Here is a 20,032-nt window from a genome sequence, read left to right as displayed (position 1 = left end):
TTTGCATAAAAAAGTCTATTTGTGTCAAACTAACTTTGCAACGTCGCATAAAGTGCAAGGAGATTGTGTCGAATGAACAAAAAAAATTTCAAACAAAACAAAGCTACTGATGGCATTGATGTAGAGTTCTCTCGTGAACTTGCTGACCACAATGACTTAGAAGCAAACGCACGTGCAAATGCCGCTGATGCACGTCAAAAACGCCAGTCAACAGAAAAATAAGGAAGCACAACCTTATTCTTTTCAACAGGGACCTACTACCCAACAAAATAAACCGAGAGATATCTCTCGGTTTATTTTCTATATTTTTTTATATAATGTGCCAAAGTAAGTAGTGGATATATATGGGCATAGCTATGATACCTAATATAAAACGCACCTGGTAAACCTGTTCCAGTAGGATATCTTTCATTCACATAAGGATTCGAAAGCAAATATGAAACACCTTTTCGAATAGCTGGCGTTTCTGTATCATAGTAAGAAATGAGAGCATCTAACGCCCATGCAGTTTGGGATGGTGTACTAAATGGTAAAGTAACGAACCTTTTCTCCACACTACTGTGGCATGATTCTCCCCAACCACCATCTTCATGCTGTATATGTTCAAGCCATGAAGCTGCTCGTGTCAATGAAGGATTGCTAGACGGAATTCCGAGTGACCGTAAACCAGTCATAACAGCCCACGTACCATATAGATAACAAATCCCCCATTTCCCATACCATGATCCATTTTCCTCTTGTACATTCATTAACCAATTTATTGCCCTTTGTATCTGTTTCTCAGGCAATTCGTTTTGTGCATACGTCCCGAAAAACTCTAACACTCTCCCCGTAATATCTGGCGTAGAAGGATCTGTAATCATATCACTTGCATTTTCGATTGGTAATTTTGCTAATAATTTGCTCGTCACACCTTTTTCAAATGCTCCCCAGCCACCATCATTGTTTTGTAATCCTTTAATCCAATTGACCCCTTTCTTCCAAGCATTATCTATATTTTTGTTTCCTCTACTTCGTGCCAATGCCCTTAGCACAGCTGTTGTATCATCTATATCTGGAATTGTCGTATTCACATCCGAAAAACCCCAACCGCCAGGAGTAAGTGCCGGAGCATGTACGCTCCAATCAGCTTTTTTTGTATGCTGTTTTTTTAATAAATACGCTGTTGCATTTTGAATCATCTTATTATCCTTTGAAACTTGAGCCTCTTGTAACGCATAGCTTAATAAAGCTGTATCCCACACGGTTGAAGGAGAGTTTTGCAAATGATTCCCTCTTTCCATCTTCCATATATAAGATGTTATCCCAGCTATAGCCTTTTGAATCATTGATGATTGAAGAGAATGCCCTAACGCAAGTAAAGCATAAATCATATAAAACGAGGCAGTTGCGTAACTATATAACGTTCCATTTTCATCAATACGCTCTTTCATAAAACGTTCTATTTCCTCATATCCTTTATGATGTAACGAAAGTGGATACGATATAATTTGTTTTACATCACTTAATAACGTTTGAAAAACTGGAGACCGATCCTCCCGAAACCATTCTCCGCCTCCGCCCGCAATGTGATTTAAATTTGGTAATAACTTTTTCCCTACTCGAAATCTTTTATTTAAACATAGCATCATCGGAATTAAATGAATACGTGCTGAGCTACTTAATTCAAATATACTAAAGGGGGAATCATTCTGTAGAAACATGATTGGTGTTGGTAAATGAAAGAGTGAAGGATATTCATATTCTCCATGAATTGCTAATAAAAACTTCGTCATAAAATGAGCACGCGCCACACCACCGCGTTCCTGAATAAAATTTTCTGCTCGTTTCATATTCGCATCTTCTTTTGTATATTTTTTCGATGCAAGTAAGGCGGCATAAGATTGAATTGTAGCTGATAAATTACCTCCTACTTCATCTTCGTGCAATTTCCATGTTCCTTCATTTGTTTGGAGTGATGCTACTCTTTCTACGAACGGTTCTATCTCTTTATCTCTACCTAATAATTTTAATAAAAAAATCATATGGCAATCTGTTAATGGAGCTCCTTCAAAACAAAATCGCCACGTACCATCTTGCCATTGCATTGTTTGAAGTGCTGTTGCTCTTCTCACTATTTCTTCATGCGCTTTTTCGTATAATAACAAGTTACTCACCCACCCTTTCGAAATCCGTATAACGATATTCAAGAAGGTAGCTGAATATGTATGAATACAAAGAAAAGCAGAACATATAAAATGTTCTGCTCATAAACAATACCCTACTCCGACAATAATCCCTAATAAAGCACCAACTACTACTTCATACGGTGTATGTCCGACAAGTTCATTTAACTTCTTATATTCTGTTTGTCTACCGTGAAAAAACTCATTCAATATTTTCGCTTGTTTACTTACTGCAAGCCTTACTCCTGAAGCGTCATACATAACTATAATGGCAAAAATAGCAGCAATTGCAAATAAAGTACTTTCCACACCTTCCACAACGCCAACACCTGTCGCCAGTGCTGTAACAGTTGAAGCATGAGAACTTGGCATCCCACCTGAAGCGAAAAACTTTGCAAAATCAAATTCACCCGTTTTGACTAATTTAAAAATCACTTTCGTAAACTGTGCTAAAAACCATGAAATTACAGCGGCCATAAGCGGATCGTTATGTAAAATTGTTTCCACGTTCTCAGCTCCCTACTAGCTATAATGGAAATCCTTTATAGTATCAGTATAAAGAAAAATGCGTAGAAAATACTACGCATTATGATACTTTTGCTGATTTATTTTTTATAAATTTCGGTTGTTTTTGCACTAAGAACTTTGTTTTCGCTACCGAGAATACAAATAATGCAACCCATATACAGAAAAATGCAATCATATGAGTAGATGTGAAATGTTCACCAAATACGAACACACCTAAAATTAAACTAATCGTTGGTGCAATATATTGTAAAAAACCTACCATATAAAGCGGAATAAGTTGTGCTCCTTTTGCAAAATAAAAAAGTGGTAGAGCTGTAACAATGCCCGCTCCTATTAATAGTAATGTCGATGACATTGAGATAGAGCCAAATGAGCCGAAACCATGTACTCCTGTCATTACTAAATAAATAATCGCAAACGGCGTTACTAACATCGTTTCCATCGTAAGTCCAATTGTCGCATCATAGTTTAACAATTTTTTTGTTAATCCATATAATCCAAATGAAAGAGCAAGTGATAAAGAAACCCATGGAATAGCCCCGAAACGTACTGTTAAAATGATAACTCCTACTCCAGCTAAACCAACTGCAACGTATTGCCAAAAGTTTAACTTTTCCTTTAAAACGACTGTACCAAGTAAAATACTAATAAGCGGATTAATATAATAGCCAAGACTTGCTTCAATGACATGATTATGATTAACGGCCCATATGTAGACAAACCAGTTTCCGCTAATCAAGACTGAAGCTATTGTTAATGACATTAATAATTTAGGTCGTTTAAAAAGATTCACGAACTCCCCAATAAACTGACGAAATCTCTTCGTAACACCTAATACGATTAACATAAACACGAACGCCCAAACGATGCGGTGTGCTAATATTTCATCTGCTGGAACTTCCTCAACCCATTTCCAATAGATTGGTAGGATTCCCCACATCGTATACGCACCAGCCGCATATATGATCCCTTTTTTCTGCTGTGCTGATTGACTCCCCATCTTCCTTTTCTCCTCTTCTCGTTTTTCTCCATTATACGGTCCCACGTGCTCACTTTACCAATAATCAATCTGCAATTCTTTCGACATTTCTCATACAGCAAAAAGTAAACATATTGTGATAACGACAAGTAACGGTATACCGAAAACAAATTTCTTTTTATGAGTTTTATGGTGAAACATATACATACCGATCCAAGCGCCAACTGCGCCCCCAGCTGCCGCTGATAAAAACAACGTACTTTCTGGCGTTCTCCACTGTTTCTTCTTCGCTTTCCGTTTATCAAGCCCCATAAGGCTAAAAGCTATAACGTTAATAAGAATTAAATAAATCCATTTCATCGCTTTCTCTCCCTACGAAAAATTCGCTTAATCGTAACATGAAAAAACGATGGAAACAACTGAAGAACACTTTTTATCAAACTAGTTTAATTCATTACTTGCATATTTATATAACCAATTAAAATCGCAGTTATAGCAATTAAATAGAAAAATGTTATGAGCAAAATCTTATACTTCATTTCCTTCACCCACAACCATATCATCGAAAAAACTTCTCTCAATCACTTTTTCATCAAAGTGAAGAACTACAATTAGCCCTACATATAAAGAAACGAAATTTAAAAACCATTCCCCATTATCATCCTTATTAGCTAAACATTTAAATATCTCTTGAAATTGCATACGCTCGTCTATAGCAACAACCGGTCGCACACCAAAATATTTCAATACGAAATGTAAATCAAGCTGCACGGATAAGGATAAAATATATTTTAATAACTCCGTATAATGAGCAACATTTTTTTGACTATATAGCTTCACGAGCTTTTGATGTAAATGAGCAATCGATAATTCTTCATCAGTCATTTTTGTTGCTTCTATCGTTTCAATCATCTTCTTCATATTCATTACATTTACCCCTCCTGTTACAAAACAAAAGCCAAAGCGTATTTATTTTATAATCAGCAATAATTGAGTATTTCTCGTCTCTCTTTCTTCTTCACTAACTAAGTCATACTTTTTTAGAAGATGAAAGACATCATTTAATATTTCCTGTGAATGATTACCTTGCAAAAATCCCTTTACCTCTTTAAAAATCACTTCCGGTAAAAAACTCTTTTGACTTTCAAGCTTACTCATTACATCTTCAATAGAATGATCGATATTACACCCCATAATAAAATTCCTCCTCTATCCTTTATAAATAATATCTTCCGCTAACGATGTAAACACTTCTCCAACAAGAGAATCTTCATCATATACAGATGAACCGTTATTTTCTTCACGTTTTGCAAAAGGTACTTGTGCGATTACTTCTGTTTGCAATTGTTCTGCTAACATTTCACCGCCGCCTTTTCCGAAGAGGTAATTTTTCGATCCATCTTGTTCTTCATAATAAGCCATGTTTTCCACAATACCTAAAATCTCGTGTTTCGTATGTTTTGCCATTACACCTACTCTAGATGCTACGAATGAAGCTACATTGTGCGGAGTTGTAACGATAATTTCTTTCGCTTGCGGAATCATTGCTGCAACATCAATGGCAACATCTCCTGTACCAGGTGGTAAATCAAGAAGTAAATAATCTAATTCTCCCCAGTGCGTATTCGCAAGGAAATTTTGAATCCATTTATTTAACATCGGTCCGCGCCACATAACCGGATTATTTCCTTCTGTAAAAAATCCCATAGACATAATTTTAACACCGTGACTAACGACTGGAATTGCCGTTTGATCAATCATCGTTGGTTTTTGATTCGTTTCCATCATAGCTGGAATGCTAAAACCATATATATCTGCATCTAATATCCCCACTTTTTTGCCCATACGAGCTAAAGCCGTTGCAAGATTAATTGTCACAGTTGATTTTCCGACTCCACCTTTTCCGCTCGTTACAGTAATAAATTGTACCCCTGAATCAGGGCGAAGCATGTTCGGCATACCAGTTTCTGTTCTAGTATTTTTCTTTAACTTCTCTGTTAAAGCTGCACGTTCTTCACTTGTCATAGAACCAAATATTAAATCCACTTTAGAGGCACCAATTGCATGAAGTGATTCTTCAATATCTTGTTGAATTTTTGCTTTTAACGGACAACCTTGAATCGTTAGCACTACTTCAAGTTTAACCTCTGTTCCATTCATTTTTATATTTCTAACCATATTTAATTCTACAATACTTTTGTGTAACTCTGGATCCTCTACATGTTTTAACGCGTTCATTATTTGTTCTTGATTAAGCATAGAACTCATCCCTTCTCGTATTAGAATTTATATATAGCATCTTCTTATCGTTTCAAGAAACGCTTATTATCCCCCACTAACAGGCGGGATGAATGCGACGATATCTCCAGCTTGTATCATCTCTTCATTCGTTACAAACTCTTCATTAACAGCCACCATCACTCTATCAAGAGATTGTAAACAATAGTTTGTTTTGAGCCATCCTTTTAATTGCTGCACAGTCATTTCTTGTTTTTCGGAAATTACTAATCGGTCTAATCCGACTTCCTCACGCAAATTTGCGAACAGTAAAATTGTAATCATTTTCTCATTCTTCCTTCTTCGGTTTTCCTTCTGGATAAGGTGTATTTTCAAGTTGATCTCCAATCCACATCGTTCCATCGTCCCAAAATTCTTTTTTCCAAATTGGGACGATTCGTTTTATACGTTCAATCGCGTATTCATTCGCTTCATAAGCTACTTTGCGATGCGGTGATGAAACTGCAATGACTACCGCAATATCCATTATTTCTAGCCGTCCTACTCGGTGCGTAATTGCTACTTTCGCATCTGGCCACTTTTCATTTATTTCTTCCCCAATTCTCGTAAGTTGTTTTACTGCCATCGGTTTATATGCTTCATACTCTAAATGCAGCGTTCGTTTTCCTTTTGTTAATTCTCTCACTGTACCAATAAAAGTTGTAATCGCACCTGCTTCTCTTCTTGCAACCTTATTCGTTACTTCTTCAACTACAATCGGTATATCTACAATTTCAAATAGCACTTGTCCCATTAGAATCACCTCTCACTTTATAAAATGTCCAAGGCCATTCACTACCTTCGTTATCTTCCAACAAGAGCACATCTACGAACATATCTTTTTTATAACCTCTCGTACCACCTGGAAGTACAATAAATATATTTGTCTCCGCTAGAGAGGAAACTGAGCTAGATTTATCAAACCCTGACGGATAAGCGATTAACTGCCCTTCGTTATATGTTAGTTTTCCTCGTACAAACCTTGTAAATGGATTTGGCTTTAAAAAGTCTTCTCCTAATAACGCTTTTTCTCTTTTTACATGTGCTTTTTCACTAAACATATACGTCCGAATACAAGGTCTTACAAACAATTCAAACCCTACGTAACAAGCAGATGGATTTCCTGATAAACCAAATAATAACTTTCCATTTAATTGCGCTACAGTCGTTACACTTCCTGGCCGCATTGCAACTTTATTGAAAAGAACTGATGCACCTAATTTTTCATATATAGCTGGCAAATAATCGTAATCCCCTACTGATACACCACCTGTTGTAATGAGCATATCTACTTGGCTTAATGCTTCTTTTACAGCCGTAAAACACGTATGAAAATCATCGCTAAACTTCCCAAAATATTTTACTCTTCCGCCTGCTCTTCGGATTTGAGACAATATCATATACGTATTACTATTTCGGATTTTCCCTGGCTGTAATGAATCGTTTACATCCAGTAATTCACTGCCAGTCGCTAATAGTCCAACTACAGGCTTTCTCGCAACTGGCACCTCGCTATACCCGAATGTAGCAAGAAGAGCTGAAATACCTGGATTAATGTATGTTCCTTTCTTTGCAAGAACCGTTCCTTTACGAGCATCTTCACCTTGAAAAGAAATATTATCGCCCGCTTTGAATGACCGCTTCAATTCCATATACTTACTGCCAGCCTCCTCATATTGACGAGTCAGCTCTAGCATAACAACTGCATCACATCCATTCGGCATTTGCGCTCCCGTCATAATTCGAACTGCTTGAAACGGACCTACTTTCTCATCGAATAGCGATCCTGCACCAATTTCACCCACTACTTCAAATACAATTGGCGTTTCATAACTTGCTAAATTCGTATCTTCTGCTCTAATAGCAAATCCGTCATACGGTGAACGATTGAATGAAGGTACGTCATGGTCAGCTACTAAATTCTCCGCTAATACACGTCCGTAAGCTAATTCAATAGGTAGTAGCTCCTTTAAACCCTCATTAGCAAATTCCATTACTTTACGAACAGCTTCTTCAACCGTAATTGGCACTCTTCTTTCCATTATTGACAACCCTTTCTATTAACCGAATACGCGATAATATAACTGTTTTGCTTTTAAAATATCATTTGTACCATGAATGAAAACACGACCATCTCGAAAAATAACGACGCGGTACTCATCTAGTTGGCAAGATAGTAAATACGGATTCCGATCTACTTTCCCCAGTTTATTTAATACTTTTTCTATATCATCAAAATTGTACTGTCTATTTTCTACCGGTCTAATTTGAACTGTATTTCTTCCGCACAAAACAGCTACCTTCGTTTGGTTTTCGTATGATAAATAAGGATAAGTTCGATTCAAACCACATGAGAGACAAGCGTCTGTTTTTATTTTCCCTAGTTTTATAAAATGGTTTTGATTACTCCATATATCAAACATGAAAAATGTTTTTCTAATAGCTGAAAAATCTTCTACTAAAATTTTGAGTGCTTCCGCCACTTGATATGCTGCAACGATTTGTACAGTCGGACTAATAATTCCAGCTGTATCACACGTCACACCTGTAACTGGAACGTTCTTCAGCACACAATGTAAACACGGTGTCTCTTGCGGAATAATTGTACAACTCATACCGTACGAGCCAACGCAAGAACCATATACCCACGGGATATTATATTTTTGTGATAAATCATTTATTATAAATCGGATATCGAAATTATCTGTTGCATCAATTATTACATCAACATTTTCTAATAGCCCTTCCAAGTTTTCTGCACATGCATCCATTACGAAAGCATCTATTTGTACTTCCGAATTAAGTTTTTCTAGCCGATTTTTAGCAGCGATTGCTTTTGGCAATTTCTCTCTCGCATCTTCCTCAGAGTACAGTTGTTGTCTTTGTAAATTACTCCATTCAACATAATCACGATCAATAATCGTCAACTTCCCAACGCCTGCACGTACGAAACTTTCAGCACTTGCACTTCCTAATGCGCCTGCCCCTACAATTAACACATGTTTATTTCGAATCTTTTCTTGTCCTCTATCCCCAATCGGTTTGAACAACTGTTGTCGTGAATACCGCTCAGCCATTACATACCCTTCCTCTCACGAACTCTATTTCATATTAGAATGCTGTTTTTGATAACAAGCATAGTAAGCAAACCCAACAAATCCAGCTCCTCCAATTACATTTCCAATAAAAACAGGAACAAAATTTCTAGCAAGATCCATCCACGTCAGATGCCCTGCAAAAATAACTGCTGAGATGACAAACATATTCGCTACTACTTGCTGAAATCCAATCACTACAAATGCCATTATTGGAATCCAAATTCCGATTATTTTTCCGACAAAATCACTCGTCCCATAAGCGAGCCAAAGCGCCAAACAAACGAGCCAATTACACCCAATTGCTAAAATTAAAGTTCTCCCAAATGATTCGTGTAACTTGCCTTCCGCTATCGCTACTGTTTTATTTAAATAATCCCCTTCTGTTAATCCGCCAAGATGCCCGAAACAATACGCTACGAAAATAGCTCCTACAAAATTCATGAAAGTAATCCAAATCCAGTTATTCAGCACACTTACGAATGTAATTTTCTTTGCATAAAGCGCCATAGACATTGACATCATATTTCCGGTAATTAATTCTCCTCCTGCTAATACGACGAGCATGAGTCCAACAGGAAAAACCGCGCCTCCTAAAACATTTACTAAACTCCCCCAGCGCTCAGGTAAATTACCTAAAACGCGAATGTTAAGTAAAAAACCGAGCGAAATAAATGCTCCTCCTAAAAAACCGAGAATAAGCATTGCTGGCAAGGTCTGACTTACTTTTTGAACACCGGCCTCAATAACAAGCTCAGCAATTTGTTCCGGTTTATGAAATGACATTACCAATTCCTCCATTTTCTCCAAATAAAAAAGCAGCTTCAAAAAACCTCTTCAAAATAAAGGTTTTTGAATGCTGCTTAATTTCTCTGCACATCTTTTACAGAGAGATCAATCATCACTTTTACTATAAAATAGAAAATCTACAATTCTTGTACACCTTCCATTTTTCACTTTTATGTCAACTTTATATTAACCACCGATATGTGACATTTCAATTTTAGGCATAGCTTTTTTATTACTATTACTTAACCGTTCATCTGAATAACGATCTTCTCGGTTGTTCCATATATCGCGTACGACATCTGTTATTTCCTCGTCAGTGTAGTCTGATCGAAGCAGTTCTCTCAAATCATTTCCTTTAGAAGCGAACAAACAAGTATATAATTTTCCTTCTGCAGAAATACGAGCTCTCGTACATGAGGAGCAGAAGGAGTCTGTTACTGATGAAATAATACCTATTTCTTCATCACTTCCAATATAACGATAGCGAGTCGCAACCTCACCTGCATAATTCGCTTCTATCCGTTCTAATGGCATAACTTGATGAATCATATCTACTATTTCTTGTTTAGATACGACCTCTTTTAACTCCCAACCATTATAATTTCCAACGTCCATATACTCAATAAAACGAAGAATATGTTTGTTTTCCTTAAAGTATTGTGCCATCTGCAAGATGTCCTGTTCGTTTTTCCCCTTTTGAACGACCATGTTTATTTTAATTTTCATTCCAACTTCAGCTGCAGCTTGTATGCCTTCCAGAACCCTTTGTACTTTGCTTCTATTACCATTTAAATAGAAAAACCGCTCTTCTTCTAAGGAATCTAAACTAACTGTCACACGTGATAAACCCGCCTTATATAAATCAGGAGCAAACTTTTTAAGTAACGATCCATTGGTTGTTAAGCCGATATCCTCTACACCATCTATTTTATTAAGACGCTCAATAAGCTGCGGAAGACCTCTTCGAAGTAACGGTTCTCCGCCTGTAATCCGTAATTTTCTAACACCTAAAGAAACGAAAATACGCGTTATCCTTTCAATTTCATCAAAAGATAAAATTTTATCATTAGACAAAAACGAGTAATCCGGACCAAATATTTCTTCTGGCATACAATATCGACAGCGAAAATTACAGCGATCAGTAACTGAAATACGTAAATCCTTTAACGGACGTTGTAGTTTGTCTAATGTGACAGATTTCATATTTATTGCCTCGCTTTTACTTATTTTATATTTAAAACACGCTCTGGGTGCGTATATACATTTAAGGATTGATTCCGAATAAACCCTATCGTAGTAATACCTAATTCTTCTGCTAGCTGCAAAGCTAACTCAGTTGGAGCTGATTTTGACAATATAATTTCACAACCAATTTTTGCAACTTTCAATAATATTTCCGAAGAAATACGACCGCTAAAAACAATGATTTTATCTTCTATAGAAATATTATTTTTTAAGCAATAACCATAAATTTTATCTAACGCATTATGCCTTCCGATATCCATTCGACTTAAAATAATACCATCTACATCACATAAAGACGCATTATGAACGCCCCCTGTATGACGAAATGTCTCCGCAGATTGCTGCATTTCTTTCATTAATCGAAAACAGTCTTCTGCAGTAACTTGTACATGCACGTCATTCATTTTCTTTGCGCTTAGTGCATCATTTGCAAAGACAAATCCTTGTCTACTCATACCACAGCATGAAGTAATGTAACGTTTATTTTGCATTTGTTCGTAATACGGATTTACTTTTGCCGTCGTGACATGTACAAATCCTTCTTTCTCTTGTACCCATATGTCATCAATATCTTCATACTTCCGAATGATTCCTTCAGATGCTAAGAAGCCTATTACCATATCTTCTATATATTCTGGAGTACTAACCATTGTAACAAACTCCTGTCCGTTCATTTTAATCGTGACTGGAAACTCTGTTACAATGCTGTCCTCTATATGTTTAAACGCCCCTTGTTCATAACGAAAGATTTCTCTTTCTACCTGTATCGGTTTCACGATCAGTATCCTTCTCTCACGTTATATTTTTATCAAAAACAAATACCGAAACTGCAATATCTTCTTCTACTTTCATATCTGAAAACAAATTCACTAATTTCGCTCCAACAAGTTCTTCCAAATGTTCACGGGAATTTGCAGCATACACTTCTTGAATCATTTTCGTTCTAGCCATATGGACCATTTCAGCACCATCCATCGTACTTGAAATGAATTTTTCAGTAGGTGTTAAGTTTCCATAAAGGGTCGCAATCGCCATATTTTCAGCAAAAACAGTATGAATTCGTTCTGGTCCTTTTCCGAAAAGTTCCTTTCGAAGTTTTCGTATCATATCATTAAATTCATGTACTTTTTTTGACATACCATTATACCTCCCACAAACCTCATTTTACTTTATTATATATTTTACCAAAATGAGCCTTCCGCCCAAACTATTTCGTACAAACATTTGGGCGAAAAGGTTCACTTCATGAAGTTTATTCTTCTTTTAATCCTTTTCCCATACCTTTTAAGAAATGAAGCCCAAACCCGATAGCACGGTTAATATCTGGGTCTTTCAATACTTTCATAAGATCGAATACCCCTACTTTTTTATTACTCTCTAAATGTTCATTACCTTTTTCTAGCCCTACTAATAAGCTACCTATAAGCTTTTTCGTAAGCTCCGGATCAAGTTCTGTTAAAGCACCCGCAGCCCCCATCATATTATTAATTAAATTTGTAACAGGCTCACGAGTCACTTGGCCAAGAACAATCTTTGCGATTGGTTCTTTCGCCTTTAGCATAGAATTTGCTGCTTCTAGCATGCCAATATCATTCAATTCCCCTACTATATTAAACATTTGATTTAGAGCGTCTTCATTATTAGCTAGAAGCTCTTTTAAATCGTCTAATTTTTGCTGTTTTACTTCTTCCTCAGTTAATTCTTGTTTTTGAATCATTTTTATAGGTGCAGCCATATTTTTCTCCTCCTACTTATCCGTTAAATGCACATACCCTGGACGTGCCCACTTACGATGTACCTCAATACCGGATTGAGGATGACGTTTTTTATTACGCGGGTTCGCTTTTGGCATCGGATTTTCGCCATCAACTTCTAGTACTTCCATACGTACTTTCGTCTGTTTATAAGCAGGTGTGTTCGTACGCGTATCAACCGCAGGACCTGTTAAGAAATTAATCGCTGTTTCATTATCTGTAGAATTCATCGGTAAATATAACTCATTTGCTTTTACACGGTCTGTTACAAGTAAACGTAATTTTAACGCTCCAAACGGAGAAACAAGACGGACTAATGAACCAGTTTTCACTCCACGTTCTTTTGCAAGTGCTGGAGAAACTTCAACGAAAACGCCAGGCACTTTCGTTTGAATACCTGTTGATTTATTTGTCATATTCCCTTCATGGAAATGCTCAAGCATACGACCGTTATTAATGTGAAGATCAAACTCCGCTGGGAATTCAGCTGGGCGTACCCAGGCAGCAATCGCAAAACGAGCTTTTTTATCTGGGAAGTTAAATCCATCTTGGAAAAGGAGCGGTGTATTCGTTCCATCAAAACTTCCCCAATGGAAACTATTCCATCCTTCAAGCACTTCATAGTTTGCTTGTGAGAATAGTGGTGATAAACTTGCCATTTCAGCAAAAATTTCACTTGGATGACTATAATTCCAGTTTGCACCTAATTTATTCGCAATCGCCTGCACAATCCACCAGTCTGGTTTCGCATCTCCAAGCGTAGGAAGCACTTGATATAGTCTTTGAACACGACGCTCTGTATTTGTGAACGTACCTTCTTTCTCAAGAGACGGCGCTGCTGGTAATACAACATCTGCATATTGAGCCGTTTTAGATAAGAAAACATCTTGCACAACGAAGAAATCAAGGCTCGATAACACCTCATGTACATGGTTCGCATTCGAGTCTACAAGAGCCATATCCTCTCCGACAAGATACATAGCTTTCATTTTCCCTTCGTCAATTGCGTGCAGCATTTCAATATTATTAAGACCTGGTTCACTATTAATTTTCACTCCATAAGCCATTTCAAATTTCGCACGTTCCATATCATTCGTAACGTGCTGATATCCTGGGAGCCATCCTGGTAAAGTACCCATATCACAAGCACCTTGTACGTTATTATGACCTCGAAGCGGATATGCACCAGCACCTGGACGACGATAATTACCTGTAGCAAGAAGTAAGTTTGAAATCGCAGCAGAAGTATCAGATCCACCTGTATTTTGCGTTACACCCATGCCCCAAAGGATACATGTACCATCTGCATCACGAATCATTTCAGCCATTTGAATAAGCGTTTCTTTTGAAATACCAGTCACTTCTTCAGCATATTCAAGTGTATATTCCGTAAGACTCTCTTTGAAATCTTCAAAGAAGTTTACATTCTCATCAATAAATTGTTGATCGTGCCAGCCTTGATCAATCATATATTTCGTAACTGCCATTAACCAGACTTGATCCGTTCCTTGTTTCGGACTAATAAAGACGTCTGAACGCTCTGCCATTTCTGTTTTACGAAGATCAGCTACAATTAATTTTTGTCCGTGTAATTTATGTGCACGTTTAATACGTGTAGCTAAAACAGGATGACCTTCTGTTGGATTACAACCTACAATAATAACTAGACCAGATTGCGCGATATCTTTAATCGTCCCAGCATCTCCGCCCATACCAATCGTACGGAATAATCCGTCTGTTGCTGGCGATTGACAATAACGTGAGCAGTTATCAATATTATTCGTTTCAAATACTTGTCGAGCTAATTTTTGAATTACATAATTGTCTTCATTCGTAATTTTAGAAGAAGAAATAAAACCGATAGCATCTTTACCGTACTCTTCTTTAATCGATCCTAATTTATTTGCAACTACATTCAACGCTTCTTCCCATGTAGATTCAACAAACGTTCCATTTTTACGAATTAAAGGTTTCGTAATTCGTTCTTTAGAATTTACGAAATCCCAGCCAAATTTTCCTTTTACACAAGTAGAAATTGCGTTAACTGGCGCATCAGAAGAGGGCTGTACTTTAAGGATTTTACGCCCTTTCGTCCACACTTCAAATGAACACCCTACACCACAAAATGTACATACTGTTTTCGTTTTCTTCGTACGAGTATCACGCATGGCCGCTTCCACTTCTGATACCGCAAAAATACCGCTATATCCAGGCTCAACTTCTTTAATTAAGTCTACCATCGGTTCAAGAATATCTGGTTTTAATCCCGTCATAAATCCAGCTTCACCGAGCATCGTTTTCTCCATTAAAGCGTTACAAGGACAAATCGTTACACATTGACCACAGCTCACGCATGAAGAATCATTAATATTTACTCCTTCATCCCAAATCACTCGCGGGCGTTCTGCTTCCCAGTCTATTGATAACGTTTCATTTACTTGTAAGTTTTGACATACCTCAACACATTGACCGCATGCAATACATTGATTCGGGTCATAACGATAAAACGGATGCGTCATATCCACTTCACTTGCATCCACTTTCGGTTCATATGGATATTTTTGATGTTCGATTTCCATTAATTCTGCTGTATTATGCAGTTTACAGTTCCCATTGTTGTTGTCACATACTGTACAGTATAATAAATGATTTTCTAGTAACCGATCCATCGCCTCTGTTTGTGCTTCTTTCGCACGAGTAGAATTACGTTCAATGTTCATACCTTCTGTCACTACTGTCGAACAAGAGCGCATTAACTTCCCGTCAACTTCTACAATACAAGTGTCACATGTTTGAATAGGATCTACTTCTGGCACGTAACAAATTTGCGGATGTTCAATCCCGTTCTCATTTATCACACCCAATATCGTTGAACTGGGCTCCGCTGTATACTTTTTTCCGTCAATTGTAATATGAACCATGTTGTTATTCATGGTCTTTCCCCCTTTTTGAGAATAAAAAAAACTCCACCACGAAAATATACGCACCACATTTCGGCACGTTATCATCATGGTGGAGTAGTTTATTAGCACATCTTGCTAAAATACCAATCCATTTATTCATAAATAAAACGATAGATTCATAACAGGTCATATCACGATTCCATCTTTAACACTATAATTATAGCGTTAAAGTTAAAAATATACAATATAAAATTTAAACTACGCATATGTCCGTATGTAACTATCCATAATAACCCATATAAAGTGAAACTTTAATCAGTGTGGGGTTTTCTTCATCCCCCACTGATTATTAGTTGAACCAATCGGGCTTTTATGGGCAGCCCGACCCCTACCTAACTTCTTTGCTTCCGCTGAATTTTGAGGGGGGCTTACTGCCCATTCAAGCGGGATAAAACATAACAAGGAGTAAGCGAATAAATGGGGCCTTTTAATAAATGGATACGTGGTGAAAAATCTTTTTCTGGACAAGAGCAAGCTGATCACATATTAAATAAATCTATCTCTTCTTCCCTTTCCCTTAATTTAAAGCACTTGTCCAAATTGTTTAGTGGTATTCCAGAATTAATTACACGCACTTTTCCGTTAAAAAACGGAAAAGAAGCTGCTCTTATATATATGGAAGGACTTGTAGATAAAACTGTTATTAATGTAGATATTCTTCGTCCCCTCTTATTTAAAGAATGGAATGAGGACGATTTTTGGGAATCTTCTATTTCTATCGGAAATATTAAAAAAATTCAACAGTGGACAGACATTGAACAATCTCTTTTACACGGCAAAAGTATTTTATTTATAAACGGGCAACTATCTGCTTTGGAACTAGATACACAAGCGGCACCAAAAAGGAGTATTGAAGAACCTACAACCGAAAGCTCACTAAAAAGCTCACACGAAGGATTTAATGAAGTCGCGAGCGACAGTATCGCTCTTATTCGCCGATATATTCCAAATCGCGAATTAAAAGTGAAAGCGTTCACTGTTGGTGAGCGGGCCGCTTCTAAAGTTTTTATGCTTTATTTAGCAGATGTTGCAAACGAAGATGTCATACAAGAAATGTCATGCCGCATCGAATCCATTAAAGTGGATGCCATTCTTACTACCGGTGAATTAGAAGGGTTTGTTGAAGATAATTCTTATACTCTTTTTCCGCAATTATCAATAACTGAACGTCCTGATACGACAGCACATCACATTCTAAACGGGCGTATTGCTGTTGTTGTAGATCGTTCACCAGGCGTATTAATTGGACCTATGACCTTTTCGTCTTTTTTTCAGACGATAGATGATTACAGCTTCAGACCAATAATCCCATCTTTCATACGATTACTTCGTTTCACCGGATTATTTATTGCAATATTTGCTCCTGCTCTTTATATCGCTATGATTTCCTTCCATTATGAAGTGATTCCACTTAAATTACTTTTAACAATTGGAGAATCGCGAGCTAAAATTCCTTTCCCCCCTATATTAGAAGCACTTTTAATGGAATTAGTACTTGAAATGCTCCGCGAAGCTGCAGTTCGGCTTCCTGGACCTGTTGGACAAACAATTGGCGTCGTAGGAGGGATTGTCATTGGACAAGCTGCAGTTCAAGCTGGAATAGTAAGTAACGTTATGGTTATCGTCGTATCTATTACCGCAGTCGCTTCTTTTATCATCCCTAACATGGAAATGTCAGCAGGAATTCGACTTCTTCGCTTTCCGATGATGATAATTGCCTCTTTATTTGGTGTCATAGGAATTATGGTTGGGATGGCAATCATTATTATTCATATACTTTCTATGGAATCTCTTGGTGTTCCTTATGGTAGTCCTTTTTCTCCGTTATTTGCTTCGGATTTAAAAGATATTCTTGTACGTTTACCATGGAAAATAATGAAGAAACGCCCACTATCTCTTAACTTAAAACAAGAAAATCGACAAAGTGATATAGAAGAAATGGAGGAAGATAAGTGACAAAGCGTGCAAAGAGGGAGATTAGTTTATTTCAATACATTTTAACGATTAGTGGTGTTCAAGTAGGATTCGGTGTCCTTACACTTCCGCGTGAAGTTGCACAAGGAGCGAATACAGATGGCTGGATGTCTATCATTATCGGATGCGCTATCACTACTTTAGTCAGTTTATGTATTGTAAAAATTATGGAAAAGCATCCTGGATATACTTTACTCGATGTGCTGACTCGTTATCTTGGAAAGTGGCTAGGAAGAATAGGAATGATTTTTTGGATTCTATATGCTGTACTTGCAGCCGTTTCCTTAGTTTTTTCCCTCCTGTATGTTATTCACATTTGGATTTTACCTAGATCTCCTATGTTTTTAATTATGATTTTGCTTTCTATTCCAATGCTTATGCTTGCATGTAAAGGTGTACTTATTATTAGCCGCTTTGCCGTTTTCACTGTGATTTTTACCCTTTGGATGCCATTACTATTATTTATTCCTCTTAAAGATGGTCATTGGATATATCTTCTTCCCTTTCTAAAGGAAGGGTGGATACCAGTTGTAACTACAGTGAAATCAACTATCATTGCGTTTCTCGGATTCGAGTTTGCATTCGTCCTTTATCCCTATCTAACTAACAAATCAGCTGCAAAAAAAGGAATCATTATTGCAAATATGATTACGCTATGCGTTTACCTACAAGTTACATTCGTTTCTTTCGTTTATTTTAGCCCAGATGGTATAACTAAGTTTTTATGGCCGACTCTTTCTCTTGTTACACCATTTCACTTTTCATTTCTAGAACGATTTGAAATTATCTTTTTATCATTTTATCTCTTCATTATTTTCGATTCTTGTATTCCTTATATTTTCACTGCTTCAGATGGAATCAATCAATTACTTAACAAAAAAGGGAGTCCATTACCTGTTTGGATTTTATTATTCGGATGCATTTTCGTTCTATTCTTTTATATCCCTTCCTCTTACCAAATAAGTGCGTTGCGAGAATTTTGGGGAACTGCCAGTTATTTTATCGTTTTTCTATTCCCAGTCGTATTTCTCTTATACATGACACTTTATCAGCATTGGAAAAGGAGAAAAATTTAAATGAGGCGCTTTATTCATTTCACTATACTTTGCTTTCTCATAACCTTATTAACAGGCTGTGGAGATCGGCTAGACTTAGAAAAACAATCCATTTCATTAATTTACGGTTTTGACGCAAAAGCAAAAGGAAAATTAATTGTGTACCACGTAAATCCTATTTTTAATGAAGATGTAGAAAAGAAGTACGAAACACATGAAGCGAAAGTACGTACACCTCGAGAAGCCAAAGCAACGTTTAATAGTTCAAGTGGCGGTTTAGTATCTACAGAAAAGTTACAGCTCATTTTATTTAGCACAAAATTTTTAAAACAAGAAGGGGCTATGCCCTACCTTGATGTTTGGTATCGCGATCCTAAAAATACTGGAAACATGCGCATGGTTGCAGTAGACGGGCCAATTTCTTCTGTTATATATAATAACTTTAAAGATAAACCTGCTCTTCCTGAGTATTTAACAGATTTAATTAATACAAATAAATTATACAATCGGACAGTTTTCACACCATTTCATGAATTTCATAGGCAAACGTTTAATAAAGGTATAACACCTGCTATTTCAGAAATAAAAAAAGGAAAAAAAGATGTTATCGTTACAGGCTCTGCACTATTAACTTCTCGCGGAATTTATAAGATGTCTTTAAATCGCTATGAAAGTGCCCTTCTGCTCATGTTGCAAAAAAAAGCTAATATACCTGTCTCACTTACAATGAAAATCCCTTCTCCTTCAGTTGAAACTAATAGTCATCTAAAAGATACAGAAGGTGAAGATTTTGTATCAATAAACGTTCTTAGCATGAATCGTGATATCCGTACAGACTATAGCGATAACCATTTCAAATTTAATGTTAAAATGGATTTTAAAATTGCCGTATCTGAACTTACATTCAATATGGATATAGATAAAGATAGGAAGAAATTAACTTCTCTTATTACAAAACAACTAAACAAAGATTTGAACAATTTAATCCATAAAATTCAAAAACAACAACTCGATCCATTCGGATTTGGTGATTATGCGAGAGCGTTTCAATATGAAGAATGGAAAAAAGTTGAAGACGATTGGCCGAGTGCTTTTTCAAAAGCTAACGTGAAAGTAGCACCTACTATTAAAATTTTAGAAAACGGGATTATTAAATAGCAAAAAACACGCTACTTGTTCTTATACGTTTAAAGAATAAGTAGCGTGTT

The 20,032-nt window shown here is 36.7% G+C and carries 22 protein-coding genes; 4 read left to right on the top strand and 18 right to left on the bottom strand.

All coding sequences use genetic code 11. The features are described 5' to 3' along the window. Positions 1–72 precede the first annotated feature (72 nt). On the top strand, positions 73–222 hold the full coding sequence (locus AC0L0O_RS06755; RefSeq protein ID WP_001035808.1) for a YfhD family protein: 150 nt from the start codon (positions 73–75) through the stop codon (positions 220–222). A gap of 71 nt (positions 223–293) precedes the next feature. On the opposite strand, the gene AC0L0O_RS06750 is transcribed toward AC0L0O_RS06755, so the two are convergent. From AC0L0O_RS06750 to AC0L0O_RS06665, 18 genes are all read right to left on the bottom strand, one after another. Further along, entirely contained in the window at positions 294–2,147 is a 1,854-nt protein-coding gene (locus tag AC0L0O_RS06750; protein WP_473785678.1) for a terpene cyclase/mutase family protein, read from the bottom strand. Positions 2,148–2,246: 99 nt separating this feature from the next. Continuing rightward, positions 2,247–2,672 carry a divergent PAP2 family protein gene (locus AC0L0O_RS06745; protein WP_000447812.1) on the bottom strand — a complete coding sequence of 142 codons (426 nt, stop codon included), beginning with the start codon at positions 2,670–2,672 and terminating at the stop codon, positions 2,247–2,249. A 79-nt stretch (positions 2,673–2,751) separates the two neighbouring features. Next, entirely contained in the window at positions 2,752–3,693 is a 942-nt protein-coding gene (rarD, locus tag AC0L0O_RS06740) for an EamA family transporter RarD (RefSeq protein WP_000535551.1), read from the bottom strand. Between the two features lie 90 nt (positions 3,694–3,783). Further along, on the bottom strand, positions 3,784–4,032 hold the full coding sequence (locus AC0L0O_RS06735) for a DUF1294 domain-containing protein (RefSeq protein ID WP_000871355.1): 249 nt from the start codon (positions 4,030–4,032) through the stop codon (positions 3,784–3,786). 168 nt (positions 4,033–4,200) lie between these two features. Continuing rightward, complete coding sequence (locus tag AC0L0O_RS06730; protein WP_001056288.1) at positions 4,201–4,599, bottom strand: hypothetical protein; 399 nt, start codon at positions 4,597–4,599, stop codon at positions 4,201–4,203. Positions 4,600–4,641: 42 nt separating this feature from the next. Beyond that, the gene (locus AC0L0O_RS06725; RefSeq protein WP_000501867.1) at positions 4,642–4,866 is read right to left on the bottom strand and encodes a hypothetical protein; all 225 of its coding nucleotides are present in this window, start codon (positions 4,864–4,866) and stop codon (positions 4,642–4,644) included. A gap of 15 nt (positions 4,867–4,881) precedes the next feature. Further along, a complete protein-coding gene (locus AC0L0O_RS06720) occupies positions 4,882–5,931 on the bottom strand; it encodes a P-loop NTPase (RefSeq protein WP_000934079.1) in 1,050 nt (349 codons plus the stop codon). A gap of 66 nt (positions 5,932–5,997) precedes the next feature. Further along, positions 5,998–6,234: a molybdopterin converting factor subunit 1 gene (gene moaD, locus AC0L0O_RS06715; protein WP_000628488.1), complete on the bottom strand. Its 237-nt coding sequence runs from the start codon at positions 6,232–6,234 to the stop codon at positions 5,998–6,000. A 4-nt stretch (positions 6,235–6,238) separates the two neighbouring features. After that, a complete protein-coding gene (moaE, locus tag AC0L0O_RS06710; RefSeq protein ID WP_000531877.1) occupies positions 6,239–6,703 on the bottom strand; it encodes a molybdopterin synthase catalytic subunit MoaE in 465 nt (154 codons plus the stop codon). Further along, positions 6,684–7,991 (bottom strand): molybdopterin molybdotransferase MoeA, encoded by a 1,308-nt coding sequence (gene moeA, locus AC0L0O_RS06705; RefSeq protein WP_473785677.1) that lies wholly within the window; start codon positions 7,989–7,991, stop codon positions 6,684–6,686. Before moeA ends, moaE begins: the two co-directional genes overlap by 20 nt. An 18-nt stretch (positions 7,992–8,009) precedes the next feature. Continuing rightward, a complete protein-coding gene (locus tag AC0L0O_RS06700; protein WP_000840954.1) occupies positions 8,010–9,026 on the bottom strand; it encodes a molybdopterin-synthase adenylyltransferase MoeB in 1,017 nt (338 codons plus the stop codon). 24 nt (positions 9,027–9,050) lie between these two features. Continuing rightward, on the bottom strand, positions 9,051–9,830 hold the full coding sequence (locus AC0L0O_RS06695) for a formate channel (protein WP_000007901.1): 780 nt from the start codon (positions 9,828–9,830) through the stop codon (positions 9,051–9,053). 189 nt (positions 9,831–10,019) lie between these two features. Next, positions 10,020–11,036 carry a GTP 3',8-cyclase MoaA gene (moaA, locus tag AC0L0O_RS06690; protein WP_000844139.1) on the bottom strand — a complete coding sequence of 339 codons (1,017 nt, stop codon included), beginning with the start codon at positions 11,034–11,036 and terminating at the stop codon, positions 10,020–10,022. Between the two features lie 20 nt (positions 11,037–11,056). Beyond that, positions 11,057–11,854: a formate dehydrogenase accessory sulfurtransferase FdhD gene (fdhD, locus tag AC0L0O_RS06685; RefSeq protein ID WP_000802670.1), complete on the bottom strand. Its 798-nt coding sequence runs from the start codon at positions 11,852–11,854 to the stop codon at positions 11,057–11,059. A gap of 16 nt (positions 11,855–11,870) precedes the next feature. Next, the gene (locus tag AC0L0O_RS06680; protein ID WP_000039582.1) at positions 11,871–12,215 is read right to left on the bottom strand and encodes a Na-translocating system protein MpsC family protein; all 345 of its coding nucleotides are present in this window, start codon (positions 12,213–12,215) and stop codon (positions 11,871–11,873) included. Between the two features lie 115 nt (positions 12,216–12,330). After that, positions 12,331–12,813 carry a helical membrane plugin domain-containing protein gene (locus AC0L0O_RS06675; protein WP_000729904.1) on the bottom strand — a complete coding sequence of 161 codons (483 nt, stop codon included), beginning with the start codon at positions 12,811–12,813 and terminating at the stop codon, positions 12,331–12,333. Positions 12,814–12,825: 12 nt separating this feature from the next. Then, the gene (gene fdhF / locus AC0L0O_RS06670; RefSeq protein ID WP_473785676.1) at positions 12,826–15,765 is read right to left on the bottom strand and encodes a formate dehydrogenase subunit alpha; all 2,940 of its coding nucleotides are present in this window, start codon (positions 15,763–15,765) and stop codon (positions 12,826–12,828) included. Further along, positions 15,758–15,925 (bottom strand): hypothetical protein, encoded by a 168-nt coding sequence (locus AC0L0O_RS06665; RefSeq protein WP_001983542.1) that lies wholly within the window; start codon positions 15,923–15,925, stop codon positions 15,758–15,760. The genes fdhF and AC0L0O_RS06665 overlap by 8 nt, the downstream gene beginning before the upstream one ends. A 287-nt stretch (positions 15,926–16,212) precedes the next feature. On the opposite strand from AC0L0O_RS06665, the gene gerSA reads away from it, so the two are divergent. Genes gerSA through gerSC form a run of 3 tightly spaced genes read left to right on the top strand, consistent with a single transcriptional unit; the run spans position 16,213 to position 19,982 of the window. Then, a complete protein-coding gene (gene gerSA, locus AC0L0O_RS06660) occupies positions 16,213–17,751 on the top strand; it encodes a spore germination protein GerSA (protein WP_000528992.1) in 1,539 nt (512 codons plus the stop codon). Beyond that, positions 17,748–18,845 carry an endospore germination permease gene (locus AC0L0O_RS06655; RefSeq protein WP_000166508.1) on the top strand — a complete coding sequence of 366 codons (1,098 nt, stop codon included), beginning with the start codon at positions 17,748–17,750 and terminating at the stop codon, positions 18,843–18,845. Before gerSA ends, AC0L0O_RS06655 begins: the two co-directional genes overlap by 4 nt. Then, positions 18,846–19,982 carry a spore germination protein GerSC gene (gerSC, locus tag AC0L0O_RS06650; protein WP_473785675.1) on the top strand — a complete coding sequence of 379 codons (1,137 nt, stop codon included), beginning with the start codon at positions 18,846–18,848 and terminating at the stop codon, positions 19,980–19,982. It abuts the gene before it with no gap. Positions 19,983–20,032 lie beyond the last annotated feature (50 nt).

The sequence above is a fragment of the Bacillus sp. GS3m_15504 genome, from assembly GCF_055825275.1.
Note: the sequence above shows the minus strand (reverse complement) of the source record. Positions and strands in the feature narration are given on the sequence as shown.

What these genes read in the sequence shown, in the direction of transcription:
- AC0L0O_RS06755 (WP_001035808.1), top strand. Translation starts at nt 73, where the DNA reads ATGAACAAAAAAAATTTCAAACAAAACAAAGCTACTGATGGCATTGAT.
- rarD (WP_000535551.1), bottom strand. Translation starts at nt 3,693, where the DNA reads ATGGGGAGTCAATCAGCACAGCAGAAAAAAGGGATCATATATGCGGCT.
- AC0L0O_RS06735 (WP_000871355.1), bottom strand. Translation starts at nt 4,032, where the DNA reads ATGAAATGGATTTATTTAATTCTTATTAACGTTATAGCTTTTAGCCTT.
- AC0L0O_RS06730 (WP_001056288.1), bottom strand. Translation starts at nt 4,599, where the DNA reads ATGAATATGAAGAAGATGATTGAAACGATAGAAGCAACAAAAATGACT.
- AC0L0O_RS06725 (WP_000501867.1), bottom strand. Translation starts at nt 4,866, where the DNA reads ATGGGGTGTAATATCGATCATTCTATTGAAGATGTAATGAGTAAGCTT.
- AC0L0O_RS06720 (WP_000934079.1), bottom strand. Translation starts at nt 5,931, where the DNA reads ATGCTTAATCAAGAACAAATAATGAACGCGTTAAAACATGTAGAGGAT.
- moaD (WP_000628488.1), bottom strand. Translation starts at nt 6,234, where the DNA reads ATGATTACAATTTTACTGTTCGCAAATTTGCGTGAGGAAGTCGGATTA.
- moaE (WP_000531877.1), bottom strand. Translation starts at nt 6,703, where the DNA reads ATGGGACAAGTGCTATTTGAAATTGTAGATATACCGATTGTAGTTGAA.
- moeA (WP_473785677.1), bottom strand. Translation starts at nt 7,991, where the DNA reads ATGGAAAGAAGAGTGCCAATTACGGTTGAAGAAGCTGTTCGTAAAGTA.
- AC0L0O_RS06700 (WP_000840954.1), bottom strand. Translation starts at nt 9,026, where the DNA reads ATGGCTGAGCGGTATTCACGACAACAGTTGTTCAAACCGATTGGGGAT.
- AC0L0O_RS06695 (WP_000007901.1), bottom strand. Translation starts at nt 9,830, where the DNA reads ATGTCATTTCATAAACCGGAACAAATTGCTGAGCTTGTTATTGAGGCC.
- moaA (WP_000844139.1), bottom strand. Translation starts at nt 11,036, where the DNA reads ATGAAATCTGTCACATTAGACAAACTACAACGTCCGTTAAAGGATTTA.
- AC0L0O_RS06680 (WP_000039582.1), bottom strand. Translation starts at nt 12,215, where the DNA reads ATGTCAAAAAAAGTACATGAATTTAATGATATGATACGAAAACTTCGA.
- AC0L0O_RS06675 (WP_000729904.1), bottom strand. Translation starts at nt 12,813, where the DNA reads ATGGCTGCACCTATAAAAATGATTCAAAAACAAGAATTAACTGAGGAA.
- fdhF (WP_473785676.1), bottom strand. Translation starts at nt 15,765, where the DNA reads ATGAATAACAACATGGTTCATATTACAATTGACGGAAAAAAGTATACA.
- AC0L0O_RS06665 (WP_001983542.1), bottom strand. Translation starts at nt 15,925, where the DNA reads ATGACCTGTTATGAATCTATCGTTTTATTTATGAATAAATGGATTGGT.
- gerSA (WP_000528992.1), top strand. Translation starts at nt 16,213, where the DNA reads ATGGGGCCTTTTAATAAATGGATACGTGGTGAAAAATCTTTTTCTGGA.
- gerSC (WP_473785675.1), top strand. Translation starts at nt 18,846, where the DNA reads ATGAGGCGCTTTATTCATTTCACTATACTTTGCTTTCTCATAACCTTA.